Consider the following 14143-nt stretch of genomic DNA (forward strand, 5'->3'; position numbering starts at 1 on the left):
ACTGTTTTACACTAAAACCAAATTATGATAAAGAATTACTTAAAAATTGCCTGGCGTAACCTGGTACACAACAAAGGCCTTACAGGGATAAACGTCGGCGGCCTTGCAGTTGGCATGACCGTAGCTATATTAATTGGTTTATGGATAGTGGATGAACTATCATTTGACAGGTACCACAAAAATTACGAAAACATAGCCCGGGTAATGCAGAATCAAACCGTTAATGGCGAAGTTAATTCGCTAAAAGCTATGCCTGTCCCCGCTGCTTATGAGCTTCGGCACTTGTATGGCAACTATTTCAAGCATGTTGTGCTATCGTCATGGACCAACGCGCATCTTATATCGTTCGGCGGCAAAAACATTTCTGTGTCCGGTAATTACATGGAACAGGACGCCCCTGAAATGCTTACCCTTAGCATGAATAAAGGATTAATAAACGCTTTAAAAGACCCATCGTCCATCCTGCTTACTCAATCAGTATCGCAAGCTTTTTTTGGCGATGAAAATCCGGTAGGCAAAATCATAAAATTAGATGGAACTAATTTAAAAGTTGGCGGCGTTTACCAGGATCTGCCTGCAAATACCACCTTCAGTAATGTGGCATTTATTGCTCCGTGGGAACTATATGCCAACTCGGGCGATGTTCAACAATCCAAAACTAACTGGAACGCCAACTCTTTTCAAATTTTCGCTCAGGTTGTAGCATCAAAAAGCATTACCGAAGTTTCAGAAAAAATTAAAAATATCAAAAAGCAAAATCTTGATCAGCAGGGAAAATTATCAAACCCGCAGGTGTTCCTGTTCCCGATGAGCAGGTGGCATTTATATGCTGAGTTTAAAAATGGCGTAAATACCGATGGCGCTATCAGGTATGTATGGCTCTTTGGCATCATCGGTATTTTTGTTTTGATGCTGGCAGGCATAAATTTCATGAACCTGAGCACCGCTCGTTCCGAAAAGCGGGCAAAAGAGGTTGGAATACGAAAGTCTATAGGTTCACTCAGGAGCCAGTTGATCTGGCAATTTCTAAGCGAATCGTTGCTGGTAGCAGCGCTGGCTTTTGTTGCAGCAATGTTTTTGGCGCAATTAACACTTCCCTATTTTAACGCCCTAACAGGAAAGCACGTTAGTATATTATGGACCAGCCCCTTGTTTTGGTTAACTGGCATTGGCTTTTTGGTAATCAGCGGCTTATTCGCCGGCAGTTATCCGGCTTTCTATCTGTCATCTTTCCAACCGGTAAAGGCGTTAAAGGGTTCATTTAAAGCTGGCCGGTTCGCCGGCATCCCGCGAAAAGTGCTTATTGTTGTTCAGTTCACATTTTCAGTTACCATGATTATCGGGACAATTGTTGTGCTCAGACAGATCCAATTTGCAAAAAACCGGCCCATTGGCTATAACCGTTCCGGTTTAATTATGGTTAGGCCTTATTCCGAAGCGCTTCACAAAAACATGCAAGCGGTTAGAAATGAGTTGCTGCAATCACAGTCAGTAATAGAAATAGCCGAATCAGGGAACCAAATCACAAAGGGAAGCAGAACAAGCGGAGGATTTAACTGGCCGGGAAAAGATGCGGGCACTGCGGGAGAATTTGCAACGGTTGCGGTAACGCCGGAATATGGGAACACCGTGAACTGGCAATTTAATGATGGCAGGGGATTTTTAAGATCAACCCCGGCAGATTTAAGCGGCCTGGTATTAAACCAAACTGCGGTTAAGTATATGGGGTTAAAAAATCCTGTGGGACAAATTATTAATTGGGATGATAAAAAATACCGCATACTGGGAATTACAAAAGACATGATCGTTGAATCGCCCTATGAGCCAATAAAGCCTACTATTTTTTATTTAACCGGCGAAGCGGGTATTGTAAACATTCGAATTAATCCTAAAATGAGTGTAAGTGAAGCATTAACCAACATTGAAGCTATTTGCAAGAAGTATGCACCAGCAGATCCGTTTGATTACAAATTTGTTGACCAGGAATATGCACAAAAATTTGGTGATGAGGAACGCGTAGGTAAACTGGCTAGCTTCTTTGCCGGCCTTTCTGTTTTTATCAGTTGCCTTGGTTTATTTGGTATGGCTACCTTTATGGCAGAACAACGCACTAAGGAAATTGGTGTACGAAAAGTATTAGGTGCCACTGTGTTTAACCTCTGGGCGCTATTATCTAAAGATTTTGTTTTATTGATAGTTATAGCCCTTGTAATTGCAACACCCGGCGCTTATTACTGCATGCTCAAATGGTTACAAAACTACACGTATCACACTGGTTTATCCTGGTGGATATTTGCTGCATCGGCTATAGGCACATTGTTGATCACCCTTTTAACTGTAAGCTATCAAAGCATAAATGCAGCATTAATGAATCCGGCTAAAAGCCTCAAAAGTGAGTAATCAGCCATTGATCCTGATTGCTATACCGGGAAATTTCCCGTCTTTAAACTATTAACTGTGAAATAAAATGACATTAAACTACTTAAAAACCGCCTGGCGCATCCTGATGCGTCAAAAACTATTTTCGCTTATCAATGTGATGGGGCTCGCTATAGGTATGGCTGCATGCCTGCTTATTGTGCAATATATTAGCTTTGAATTAAGCTACGATAATTTCCATAAAAACGGCGCCCGCATCTACCGCATTAAACATCAAAATAATAGCCAGGGTAACGTAATTGAGGATATGCCGAAAACGTATTCTGCGGTGGGCCCCGCGCTAAAGGCCACTTTCCCTGAAGTGCAGGAAGTAACGAGGATCTCAAAGTTGGGAGGGTTGGTTAGCACGCAACAAATCAACGGATCAATAACAGCTTTTAACGAAGAAAGGATTTACCAGGCAGATGCATCTTTTTTACGCTTGTTTTCTTTCCCAATGACCGAGGGTAATGCCACAGCTCTGAACAACCCCAATACAGTTGTAATTAGCGAAAGTACTGCGAAAAAATATTTTGGCAGCCGCGAGCCTGTAGGCAAAACTATAAGGATCCAGCAACAGATTTCAGGCACGGATATTAAAGCTATGGTTACAGGCGTATTCAAGGATGTGCCTGCAAACTCTCATTTGCAATTCGACTTCCTGGTATCCGGTGATGCCAGAGCCGGTGATTGGGTTTACCCGGATTCATACACTTACATCTCCCTCTCGCCTCAAACGGATCCAAAAATATTTGACGCCAAACTACCTGGCTTTATAAAGAAATATGCTGGTTTGAACGGCCAAAACGCAATGAGCCCAACACAGGGAAAAACAAATATTAACTCCATAAAATTAAGTTTGCAGCCCTTGGGCGACATCCATCTATATTCTAATCTTTCTAACGAGATCAGCGCTGGTGGTAACGGGAATTTGGTTTGGTATCTGGGCCTCATTGCGGTTCTTATCCTGGTTATTGCTTATATCAATTATATAAACCTGTCAACCGCTAAGGTAATGGAACGGGCAAAGGAGGTTGGCATTCGCAAGGTACTGGGTTCTCAACGTGCGCAGCTTGTCAGACAGTTCTTGTTCGAATCGTTATTGCTGAACGTTATAAGTGTGGCAGTGGCAATATTTATTGTTCTGCTTTGTATGCCTTGGTTCAGCGCGCTATGTGGTGTACTGATCGGCTTTACCTTATGGGAAGACCCTTATTTTGCATTCGGATTTTTGGGTGTTTTGATTGGTGGTGTTTTATTATCAGCCACATACCCTGCCCTCATCCTTTCAGATTATAAGCCCGTACAAATCTTAAAAGGAAAGTTTATAAACAACACCAAGGGTCTCTCGCTCCGCAAAGCGCTTGTTGTTTTCCAGTTTGTTGTCACCATTGCCTTTATGATGGGTACATTGGTAGTTTATCGCCAGGTAAACTTCATGAAATCATCAAATATGGGGATGGATATGAAACAAACCCTGGTTATTTTAGCCCCTCAAAATGTAAGGGGCACCGACCAGGACGCAGCTAACTTCACCGTAAAAGACAGCGTTTTTCAAACAGAACTTGCCCGCGACCCACGGATAAAAAGTGTTACCTCGTCGTCAAGTATCCCCGGACAAAGTATTGATTATATTATGTCGTACACCCGCCATACACAAGCCGGAGAAAAAAATCTGCGCCTTTCAACCCTTGAAATCGGGAACAGGTACCTCAACCAGTTTAAGGTAAATGTTGTTGCCGGAGAAAAGATCAGCGCTAACACAAATCCCTCAAAAAGCCCGATGATGCTGAATGAGGCCGCAGTTGTATCCCTTGGCTTTAAAAATGCGCAGGATGCCATTGGTAAATTGGTCGAAACAAAAAATGGTCGTGGCCGGGTATTTGAAAATGAAGTGGTAGGTGTAATTAAAAACTTTCATCAAACTTCGTTAAAAGACAACTACACCCCACTGGTTATCAGAGGGATCGACCCTTCAAGCGTAACCCACTATGAGGTTAAATTTAACAACAATAATTTGCCGCAAACCATTGCACAAATAGAAAAAACCTATAAAAATGTATTTCCCGACGCTGCCTTCCAGTATTTCTTTTTAGATGAGTTTTTTGATCAGCAATATAAGGTTGAGCAGCATTTTGGTCAGGTATTCAGCCTGTTTTCCGGCTTTGCTATTTTTGTAGCCTGCCTGGGTTTATTCGGCTTAACATTAATTACCATAACACAGCGTATTAAAGAAATAGGCATCCGTAAAGTATTGGGTGCATCAGTAGCCAACATACTGCTGCTCATTTCAAAAGACTTTGCCGGGCTGATTTTAATTGCCAATACAATAGCATTGCCGCTGGCGTATTGGGGCTGTAATAAATGGCTGCAAGGCTATAAGTTCCGCATTGAGTTTAATGCCTGGTATTTTATACTCCCTATGTTAATGGTGTTTTTAATTGCCATTTTAACAATAAGCTATCAGAGTATCAGAGCAGCCCTGGCCAACCCCGTAAAGAGTTTGAGAAGCGAGTAAAAACCTTTAGCTCAGCTAAAAAACCCTCCAACAACTAACAACGCAAATTATTTAAAAAGGCTCAGCCCCTCATCTATAAAACCTGAGAGTTAGTTGAAAGCGTTCCGGGATGAGATCCGGATCGCTTTTTTTATATTTGAGCAACCAATCTTCAAACACTATGTGGACGTGCCCCTTATGCAATCAGGAATTTATAAACACCAACCAGGTGCATTCATGCAGGGAAAAACAGCTCACAGACTTTTTAAATGGAAAATCGGAACATACCATTGCGCTTTTCAATCATTTAGTAGGTGAGTTTCAAAAAATTGGCGAGGTCAGGCTTCATCCGGCAAAGTCAATGATCAGCTTTGCCAGCCGAAAAAGATTTGCATACGTTATTCAACTCGGCAAAAACTTCATAGATGTTGTATTCCCTTTTAAACAAACCTATGATGATAATTTATGCTTTAATAAAATAAAGCCGGTAACTGGAAGCAGCGATTTTAACCACCATTTCCGGATGTACCTGCCGGAGGATATTAATGATGAAGTAAGAATGTATATGCAGCTGGCTTATGGAAACAGTAATTAAACCGTGCAGTAATTATACCGGGTGGTATTTATGCGCTTCTTTGTCGGTAAGCAACCGGTAGCGCGAAGTATTACATTTGGCGCAAAAATATATCCTTACCGGTAAAAAAAACAGCAAGTTTCTTAATATCCAACCTTTCTGTATCGGGAAATGAAATACTGCCCCGCATTTGCGACACCGGAGAAATGGTTTATCCATGTGTATATTTACGATATTACTTTAGGTACGGTTGTTTATATCAATAAAAATAAACGCATCTGTGTGTAAATATGCGGTGGCTGTTTTGAGCAAAATAATAGTTGGCCCAATACAGCTTCTCAATAAATAGAGCGCATTTTTACGCCAAACTATTTCCAGCACAGTATAAATGGTATTCACGTGCGTTCTTGTAACACAAGCTACCTCGCATTAAAAACGCTTATTTACCCGACAGTTTATATCTCTTCCTACAAAACCGATGCGGTGAACTCAATATTTAGCTCATTAAATTAATTAGCAACCAAAAAGCCAGTCAATTATTTTTATTGTTTCTGATGTTCACTTTCCTGCCTCATTATTTAGTGCTGCTGCAAGCTCATCAGCGTCATTAACTACTTTTACAATTAAGCCCTGCCTGTTTATTACAAAGTGGGTTGGGTATTCATTGGTGCCAAGGTCCTTTTCTATGTATGACTCTTTAACCGGGGCCAATGCATATTTAAATACTGTCTTCTTCGAAAAAGCTTTTAGCTTTTCTACCGGGTCGAAAGCAAGGCTGATAAAAACAACGTCATCCCGGTTTTTATATTTATCAACCAATTGGTTCAAAGCAGGTATTTCCTCATTGCAAGCCTGGCAGTGCAAAAACCAGCATTTTATTACTACAATCTTTCCTTTGGTGTTTTTAGAATTATAAACTTTACCATCAATATCAGTATAATTTAACCCCGGAAACTTTTTGCCCTCCATTTTATAATGAGCCAGTGCCGTTTTTCCATAACTCTGAAGAACGGAATGGATATCGTCACTTACCCTGGGAGCCAGCTTATACAAACGATACTGGTTTCCCGGCCCGGCCAACCGCATAGGCAGGTAATTACCCGTTGCAAAAAGCTGGAAAAATTTCATCTTGTCTATAGCTCTTGATGATGTATTATAAGCCGTAAAATCTTCAGTAGTTTTTAAATAATCGCGGTTATAGTAAGCAAGGCTTAACCCGTCCTTCAAAATTTTTGCCGGCTCAACAAGTGGCTTACCCAAGACTGCCTTTTGAGAAAACGCAGCATTAAAAATGAAAAATAATGCAAGGCAGTAGCGTATTCTTCTCATGGCTAAACAAATTGGTTAGGTAAATATAATTAATGCGGGAACCATAGTGAGATTTAATTAATATAAATTCAAGTCCATTCCGTCACTACCGCAGCTAAATTCACCTAAAACCTAAAACCTAAATCCAATAGATATATAAGGCAAAGAACCTTCCTTTGAAAAACCCACCGCTGCCTGGATCAGCACCAGCTCGGCAGGCACCACGTAAATACCTCCGCCGTAACCGTCATGCCACGCGTTTGAACTGTCTGTAGCTGACCAAACCCTGCCAATATCGTTAAAACCGATTACACCTACACTTCCAGGTAACAGGTACGAAGTAAAATCGAGCACTTTAAGCCTTACTTCAAAGTTATTGTAAAGCATTGTCCGCCCCGTAAACCGCCAGGTGTGGAAACCGCGTAAGGTTTGCGGGCCACCGAGTTTTACCTGCTGAAAATAATCGGCAGTGCCAAAATAAGTTCCGCCGCCGGTGCGGTTAGCTATAATCAATACAGAGTCCTTATCCGGGTTAGCGTAAAAGCTAAACTCCGATTGGATCTGGGTATAAGCGTTGTGCGATCCGGTTAGCGCTTTCATTGATGTAACTGTAGTGTTCCAGTAAACGCCACTGGTGGTTAAAAATCCTTTGTTACGGGTATCATAAGTGGCGCCCGCTACCAGCCCGGCCGACCATTTTGTTGAGAACACATCTTCATTAGGATGGGCCGCATTATAATCATTCAAAAACCGGGTGGTGTTATTGGCAGCGCCGCTGTTATAAAACTGCCCTCCTATCCCTGCATTTAAAACCCATTTGCCATATCTGTGGTACAATCCAACATCAGCGGTTACCAGGTCATAGCGATTACGGTAATAGGTGATTTTTTTATCCCCTTCATTTACAAACGGCGTTCCGTTCCCTACACCAAAAAAGTTACTTACGTTATTAGGCCCCCTTGAAAGCGCATTTATCCTGAGATCGTTGTTCCCGATAGCATTTTTAAAATCAGCCACGTAGGTAAAAAGCAACGATTTGCGCGAAAGAGAATAATTGGTCAGGAACTCCTGCCTGAAAGAATAAGGCTCACCTCTGAAACCATGTTTTTCGTAAGAGAAACCACCGATTAACAGGATACCGATATCCGTATTGTAGTTTGCAAGGATTATCGGCTCAAACCTATCGTACTTGAAACTGGTGCGGTTATAATTATTTACCCCGGTATCGATACTGGTGCGCAACCGTGCCTGCGATGAGGGCGGTGTCACGTTGGCTGAATCTGACCGGTCATACACATACAGCTTACTCCGGTTATTCAATTTTTTATCTACATAAAAACTGTCCACACCTCCCCCGCCAATCATGCGTACTTTTATGGGCGATGTTGTATCGCCTGTTACCGAAAAAACATCGTTACCATTAAAACCATAAAGCCTTACTTCCCTGGTAACAGCCGGTTTAAATACCCGGTGGTAGGTTGTCTTGTCGAGTTCCCCGTCCTTTTTTATTTTTTTAACAGTCACCTCTAGTGTGCCTGCCGAGCCTTCGTGAATGGTGAAATTATCCCTTTTGTCTGACGCCGGAATTTCAACATAAATGGAAATAAAATTATAGTATTCAAGTGCCTGCTTCATGAGCTTGTCACGGCGGGCCTTCATCTTTGTAATGATGGCATTGCCCGAAAGTTTAAATATGGCGTCGGGCATTTTTTTTACCGCGGCAGTAATGAGGCTATCGGTTAGTGTTTTTTGCACATAGGTAATTTGTTCGCGCCAGTCATCTTCGCTAAGCTGATTCAAAAAATAGCGGTCAAAGTAACGCGCGTTAAAGTTCCAGCCGTCAATGTCCCTTATCTCATCGCTGTAACCCTGAAATTTTGATTTTAACCACTGGTGAGACACCACCCAGGGAAACACGCCGGAAGTTTTATAGTAAACCTGGTCACGATCACGGGGCACGGGCTCATAAACGTTCCCTTTACCTTCGTCCTTCTTTTCCCAGCGCCACTGGTCTTCATGCCTGTCCCAGTCACCAAGGATCATATCAAGCAGGCGGGCTTTTAATACGGTTTTTTCATCTACACGATTATCGTTATCTTCTTTCAGCTTACGTTGTACTTTTTCGGTATTATCAGTTTTTTCAGCATCCAGCGGCTCCCGCTCCTCAAACAAAAAAACCTTGTTGGCAAAATCTTTTGTGTATTTACCTAACGCCCGATCTTCTTTTACGTAAACTATTTGCGGGTTTGAATGCGGAACCCCCAACACCTCAGCCAATGGCGGAACAGTTAATGCGGCAAAAGGGTGTGCCGCCGATACCTGGTCCTGCAAAATATCCTTAGCAACTGTTGGCCGTAATTTTGGAGGCAAGCCTCTTTCGGGATATTTTTGTATGGTACGGAGCACCCATTGCTGACCGCTGGAATCCTGCAACCTAAGCGACAAAGTTTGTTTCCCACCACCCTGCTGCAGAATTTTCAATCCACCTTTTTCATCTTCCAACCTAAAAACTTTTAGCTTAACAGGCTGTGCCCATAAGGCCCGGTAATTCTCGCCAAACCAAAAGCGGTGCGTTTTACTAACCTTGTTATACTCAGGCTCAACTGCAATGCGGATGCTGTCGTTCTTTAACTGCTGAGCATGGCCGGCGGCGCAAGCAAAAAACAAACCTATTAACAGCGTAAAGCTTTTCTTCATAAATACACAGTGAGTTTCATTAACCAACAGCTATTGCGTAGAAGTATCACGACCAATTTCCCGAATCACTACTGGTAACCAACCAGCAATAAATATACACGAAAAAAATTATTGTATAAAAGGCCGGGGTTAATATCTGATTCAGCAGATACCACACATTCCTTCACTTACAAGCTCTAACCCAATTTGTCTGCTAATAAAATACCGGCATTCAAATCATTAATTGAGCAGATGGATAATGCATTATATCATGCAATTGTTTTAAATAATAAATTAAATGAAGTTTCGGCGAAACTGTTTTTTTCACTGCCATACAGTACCTGAACAATTTAGTAGCGTTGATTTATGACTTTTCGAATAATTAATGCCCGCACGGCACTTTCCTGTTCATTTGCATCACAATTAATAAAACGACTAAATAAAATATTTACGCATCACGTAGGGGTACAATATAAAACAGGTGTATTACAGGTACTAAAAACAATATCAGACATAACTAAATCAGGCAAAATGATACCAGCACTATCCATATGGCTTTTTAAAAAATACGGAAGGCCATTTTTAAACAGCCGCAACATTTCTTTAAGCCGATTATTCGCCCCTTTAAAAAAGGCAACCGTCACCATCCTTTTTTTGACTTTAAGTTCATTTGCGTTTGCGCAGGAACAAACCTATAATTATGACGTGCTGCACAGTGGCCATTCAGTTGGGTACATGAAATTGCAGCAGTTAAAAGAGGGCAATGACACCTTTTTAAAGATCGTATCGGATGTTACGATGCGTTTTATATTCAGTATCCGGGTAAATATCCGGGAAGATGCCCATTACCGTGATGGTAAGCTGCTAAGTTCACATGTCATAAGGAAGGTAAATGGCAAACAAAAGGCGGATAAGTTTACAAAAGCCAATGGCGACCAATATCAACTTACGGATGACGATAAAATAGGTTCCATCAACCAAAAACAAATTATTAATAACCTTACCATGATGTACCTGCATGAACCTGTAGGCCTGTCGCAAATTTACTCTGACAATTTCCAGCAGTTTGTGCAGATTAAACAGGTTGAGGAACACACCTACCGAATAAACCTGCCCGACGGCAACTACAATTATTACACCTATACAAATGGCATTTGCAGTAAAGTTGACATTCATCATTCGTTATACACCATTCAAATTCAGCTTACATAACCATGAAAGTATTAGTAACAGGCGCCACCGGTTTTATCGGCCGGAATTTGTGTTTTAAACTTGCTGAACAAGGGTACAGCGTGATGGCCCTTTGCCGCGACCTAAACCATCGGTATCTTATATCTCATAAAAATATTTTTCCCGTAAAGGGCGATATACTAAACCGGGAAAGTTTAACCCTGGCCATGAATGGCTGCGGGCAGGTTTATCATACTGCTGCACTAGCCAAAATGTGGTGCCGTAATAAAAATGATTATTATAACATCAACGTTATCGGCACACGAAATGTACTGGAGCTTGCGGCAGAAAAGACTGTAAATAAGGTAGTATATACTTCAACCTGTGGGGTTTGGGGACCAACTATAAAGCACCCCATGACCGAAAACGACCCTCGTATTGATGGGTTTGCAATTGATTATGAGCGCACCAAATACCTTGCAGAAATTGAGGCTCGCAATTTTTTCGCCAATGGATTAAATGTAATAACTGTTAATCCTTCAAGAGTGTATGGCGAAGGGCCTATCACCGATAGCAATACCGTTGGAAAAATGATCAGCAGCTACCTTAAGGGTAAGTGGCGCGTCGTTCCCGGTACCGGCAAGCAAATTTCAAATTACGCTTACCTGGATGACGTTGTAAAAGGCCACATAGCAGCGATGGAAAAGGGTACACCGGGCGAGAGGTATATTTTGGGGGGCGAGGATATCAGCTTTAATACTTTTTTCAGCACACTCCAAAGCATATCGGGTAAAACTTACCGCATGGTAAAACTGCCACAGCGAATAATTGAAATCTATAGCAGGTTTGAACTGCTAAAAACAACCCTCACTGGTTGGCCGCCCGTATTCTTACCCGAGTTTGCCGCTCGCTTGAAAAAAGATCAAAAATACAGCAGCCAAAAAGCCGTTAACCGACTAAACTATTCTATTACACCTTTTGAGGAAGGCATAGCAAAAACCATTAATCACATAAAAAACCTATGAGTCCGTTAACCGCTATAGTTACAGGCGCAAGCGACGGCCTGGGTAAATCATTTGCCCTTGAACTTGCATCAAGAAAGATAAACCTGGTGCTCGTTTCATTGCCTGCCAGTGGATTACCCGAACTGGCAGACTATATCCTAAAAAACTTTGAATTAAAAGTTACAATATTTGAAGCTGATTTAACGGTTGCCGAAAGCTGCACTTCGTTATTCGATTTTTTAAAAAATAGTGGGTTGACTGCTCATATTTTAATAAATAATGCCGGGCTGGGCAACTGGTCGTGGTTTGGAGATAAAAATCCTGGCTTTTATAAAAAACAGATAGAGCTGAATGTTATTGCCCCCGTTTTGCTTACTCATTTATTTTTAGCGCAGCTGGATGAAGAGCGCACCGCCTACCTGTTAAATGTAGGTAGCCTGGCGGGAAAATTTGTGGTACCTAAAAAGCAGGTTTACGGCGCTACAAAATCTTTTATCAGTTATTTTACACGATGCCTGCAACTGGAAATGGAAAACGCAAACATCAGTATTAGCCTGCTTAGTCCGGGAGGAATTAATACGAAGCCTGAACTGTTGGCACTTAATCACAAATTAAAAGGCATTGCCAAAGCTACCATTACCGAGCCAAACAGGGTGGCTTATGAAGCTATTCATGGCATGTTTTTAGGAAAAAGAGAAATTATTCCGGGAGGTATTAACAAGTTAATGGTTTTACTAAACAGTATTTTACCACAATTTATTAAAGCGATAATCATTAAAAGCAAGTTAAAACCAGTTATAAAAATGTAATACCGGTATTGGCCTGAACCGTCCCTGCGTCCGAAAGGAACAATGCAAGCTGATAACTGTTCCGAACGGGCGCCGGGATGTGATTTATACAACAGATACGCTGAAAGCGATTATATTTGAAAGATATAATTAGCCTTTTTAAGTGGAGTATAGCGACAGCACTGTTATTAATTTAATTAAAGAAGGCGATGCAAAGGCGTTTGAAAAAATATTCAGGGAGTATTTTAAATTTTTACATGCTTACGCTTATACATTTACGAAAGATGACGGGCAGGCCGAAGAAATTGTACAAAATGTTTTTTGCCGCATTTGGGAGAAACGCGAATTGCTTAAAACCGACGGCTCCTTAAAGGCCTACCTGTACCGCTCAGTACATAATGAAAGCCTGAATTATTTAAAGCATCAAAAAACGCGTGACGCTTTCAGGGTAAATTATAATACTAAAGAAGATGAATCCGCAAACGCAGCGTCCGAAAAAATCATGATGGCAGAACTGGATACCTATATTCAAAAAGCTTTGGATGAATTACCCCAGCAGTGCCGCATTATTTTCCAGCTAAGCCGTTTTGAGAATTTGAAATACAAGCAGATAGCCGGCCAGCTCCACATTTCGGTAAAAACGGTTGAAAACCAAATGGGTAAAGCTTTAAGGATCTTAAGGGAAAAACTTTCGGAGTTTTTGCCAATTGTTATTTTATACATAATAACCTGGTTATACAAATGAGCGCAGATAAAAAACATATTACTGACGATCTGCTGGTAAAATATATACTGGGTGAAACCAATGCAGCAGAAAACCAGGAAACACAGCAATGGCTAAATGAAAATGATGCCAACCGGAAATATTATACCGATTTTAAACTGATATGGGAAGAAAGCGAACTTATAGCATCAACAAGCAGCCCCGACGAAGATGGTGCCTGGTTGCGCCTTCAAAATCGTATTAATAAAAACCATGAAACTCAACCATTAAAACCGTCATTAAATGTCACCTGGCTAAAGGTTGCAGCGGCCATATTATTAATAAGCGCAGTTGGCTATTTTGGTTATAACAGCTTTTGGAAAATAAATATTATCAGCAACAACGGCGAAGCTGCATTAACCCAAAGTTTACCCGACGGATCTTCAGTCACTCTAAACAGCAATTCTCAGATCAGTTACCCAAATCGTTTCAAAAGCAATCAAAGATTAGTGCAACTGAGTGGCGAGGCGTTTTTTAAGGTTACTCCTGATAAAACCAGGCCTTTTGTAATAAAAATAAATACTGCAACGGTTACGGTTGTTGGAACGTCATTTAATGTAAAGAATATTAAAGGCAAAACAGAAGTGATAGTTGAAACCGGCATAGTAAAAGTAACATTGAAGGGCAGGCAGGTATTGCTGCATCACGGGCAAATGGTAGTAGCTGATGCAGCTGCCAGCCTTGAGTTAAAAGAAACCCGCGGCAGCCTTTATAATTATTATATAACCAAAACACTCGTGTGTGATCGTACGCCTTTATATCAATTAGTTGATAAGCTTAACCAGGTTTATGGCAGCCATATAAAAATTGCAAACGTGCAATTACAAAATCTGCCTATAACAACTACGTTTAGAGAGCAAACCCTGCAGCAGGTATTAAATATTATTGCCGAAACCTTTAAAATAAAGGTTGAAAGCGAAGGAAACGAGATCTTTTTAAAATAGC

The 14143-nt window shown here is 41.2% G+C and carries 10 protein-coding genes; 8 read left to right on the forward strand and 2 right to left on the reverse strand.

Annotation, left to right across the window (positions count from 1 at the left end; translation table 11 throughout):
- Nucleotides 1-24 precede the first annotated feature (24 nt).
- From MuYL_RS20290 to MuYL_RS20300, 3 genes are all read left to right on the forward strand, one after another.
- On the forward strand, nucleotides 25-2400 hold the full coding sequence (locus tag MuYL_RS20290; protein ID WP_094572292.1) for an ABC transporter permease: 2376 nt from the start codon (nucleotides 25-27) through the stop codon (nucleotides 2398-2400).
- Nucleotides 2401-2467: 67 nt separating this feature from the next.
- Complete coding sequence (locus MuYL_RS20295) at nucleotides 2468-4936, forward strand: ABC transporter permease (RefSeq protein WP_094572293.1); 2469 nt, start codon at nucleotides 2468-2470, stop codon at nucleotides 4934-4936.
- Nucleotides 4937-5096: 160 nt separating this feature from the next.
- Nucleotides 5097-5510 (forward strand): DUF5655 domain-containing protein, encoded by a 414-nt coding sequence (locus MuYL_RS20300; RefSeq protein ID WP_211710188.1) that lies wholly within the window; start codon nucleotides 5097-5099, stop codon nucleotides 5508-5510.
- 537 nt (nucleotides 5511-6047) lie between these two features.
- On the opposite strand, the gene MuYL_RS20305 is transcribed toward MuYL_RS20300, so the two are convergent.
- Together MuYL_RS20305 and MuYL_RS20310 are read right to left on the reverse strand one after the other, a co-directional pair.
- Entirely contained in the window at nucleotides 6048-6818 is a 771-nt protein-coding gene (locus MuYL_RS20305) for a TlpA family protein disulfide reductase (protein ID WP_094572294.1), read from the reverse strand.
- A gap of 111 nt (nucleotides 6819-6929) precedes the next feature.
- Nucleotides 6930-9494, reverse strand: a complete 2565-nt coding sequence (locus tag MuYL_RS20310) for a BamA/TamA family outer membrane protein (RefSeq protein WP_094572295.1) — start codon at nucleotides 9492-9494, stop codon at nucleotides 6930-6932.
- Between the two features lie 345 nt (nucleotides 9495-9839).
- Here MuYL_RS20310 and MuYL_RS20315 point away from each other — a divergent pair, with 345 nt between their 5' ends.
- The 5 genes from MuYL_RS20315 to MuYL_RS20335 all read left to right on the forward strand — a co-directional run bounded on the left by MuYL_RS20315 (nucleotide 9840) and on the right by MuYL_RS20335 (nucleotide 14142).
- Nucleotides 9840-10685 (forward strand): DUF6134 family protein, encoded by an 846-nt coding sequence (locus MuYL_RS20315; RefSeq protein ID WP_094572296.1) that lies wholly within the window; start codon nucleotides 9840-9842, stop codon nucleotides 10683-10685.
- A 2-nt stretch (nucleotides 10686-10687) separates the two neighbouring features.
- The gene (locus MuYL_RS20320) at nucleotides 10688-11668 is read left to right on the forward strand and encodes an NAD-dependent epimerase/dehydratase family protein (RefSeq protein WP_094572297.1); all 981 of its coding nucleotides are present in this window, start codon (nucleotides 10688-10690) and stop codon (nucleotides 11666-11668) included.
- A complete protein-coding gene (locus tag MuYL_RS20325) occupies nucleotides 11665-12456 on the forward strand; it encodes an SDR family NAD(P)-dependent oxidoreductase (RefSeq protein ID WP_094572298.1) in 792 nt (263 codons plus the stop codon). Before MuYL_RS20320 ends, MuYL_RS20325 begins: the two co-directional genes overlap by 4 nt.
- A 142-nt stretch (nucleotides 12457-12598) precedes the next feature.
- A complete protein-coding gene (locus tag MuYL_RS20330; protein WP_094572299.1) occupies nucleotides 12599-13180 on the forward strand; it encodes an RNA polymerase sigma-70 factor in 582 nt (193 codons plus the stop codon).
- Entirely contained in the window at nucleotides 13177-14142 is a 966-nt protein-coding gene (locus MuYL_RS20335; protein WP_094572300.1) for a FecR domain-containing protein, read from the forward strand. Before MuYL_RS20330 ends, MuYL_RS20335 begins: the two co-directional genes overlap by 4 nt.
- Nucleotide 14143: the final 1 nt, after the last annotated feature.

Origin of the sequence: Mucilaginibacter xinganensis (assembly GCF_002257585.1) — a bacterium.
GTDB lineage: Bacteria > Bacteroidota > Bacteroidia > Sphingobacteriales > Sphingobacteriaceae > Mucilaginibacter > Mucilaginibacter xinganensis.

What these genes read in the sequence shown, in the direction of transcription:
- MuYL_RS20290 (WP_094572292.1), top strand. Translation starts at nt 25, where the DNA reads ATGATAAAGAATTACTTAAAAATTGCCTGGCGTAACCTGGTACACAAC.
- MuYL_RS20320 (WP_094572297.1), top strand. Translation starts at nt 10,688, where the DNA reads ATGAAAGTATTAGTAACAGGCGCCACCGGTTTTATCGGCCGGAATTTG.
- MuYL_RS20335 (WP_094572300.1), top strand. Translation starts at nt 13,177, where the DNA reads ATGAGCGCAGATAAAAAACATATTACTGACGATCTGCTGGTAAAATAT.
- MuYL_RS20325 (WP_094572298.1), top strand. Translation starts at nt 11,665, where the DNA reads ATGAGTCCGTTAACCGCTATAGTTACAGGCGCAAGCGACGGCCTGGGT.
- MuYL_RS20310 (WP_094572295.1), bottom strand. Translation starts at nt 9,494, where the DNA reads ATGAAGAAAAGCTTTACGCTGTTAATAGGTTTGTTTTTTGCTTGCGCC.
- MuYL_RS20300 (WP_211710188.1), top strand. Translation starts at nt 5,097, where the DNA reads ATGTGGACGTGCCCCTTATGCAATCAGGAATTTATAAACACCAACCAG.
- MuYL_RS20305 (WP_094572294.1), bottom strand. Translation starts at nt 6,818, where the DNA reads ATGAGAAGAATACGCTACTGCCTTGCATTATTTTTCATTTTTAATGCT.
- MuYL_RS20315 (WP_094572296.1), top strand. Translation starts at nt 9,840, where the DNA reads ATGACTTTTCGAATAATTAATGCCCGCACGGCACTTTCCTGTTCATTT.
- MuYL_RS20295 (WP_094572293.1), top strand. Translation starts at nt 2,468, where the DNA reads ATGACATTAAACTACTTAAAAACCGCCTGGCGCATCCTGATGCGTCAA.